This is a genomic window from Bradyrhizobium sp. Kon69, from assembly GCF_055807515.1.
In genome coordinates, this window is the sequence record NZ_JBVVOS010000287.1 from 1 (window position 1) to 286 (window position 286).

Consider the following 286-nt stretch of genomic DNA (forward strand, 5'->3'; position numbering starts at 1 on the left):
TGCCCTACGCGGACGTCGTCACCACCACCACCCACAAGACCCTGCGCGGTCCACGCGGTGGCCTGATCCTGGCCAAGGCCAACGAAGCCATCGAAAAGAAACTCAACGCCGCCGTATTCCCCGGCGCCCAGGGCGGCCCGCTGATGCATGTGATCGCCGGTAAGGCGGTGTGCTTCAAGGAAGCGCTGGAGCCGGGCTTCAAGGTTTATCAGCAGCAGGTGATCGACAACGCCCAGGCCATGGCCGAGGTGTTCATCAAGCGTGGCTACGATGTGGTCTCCGGTGG

At 63.6% G+C, this 286-nt stretch carries 1 pseudogene; it reads left to right on the forward strand.

The window, feature by feature from the left end:
* A pseudogene (gene glyA / locus AC0L3U_RS39200) lies at positions 1–286 on the forward strand (serine hydroxymethyltransferase); the annotation flags it as partial.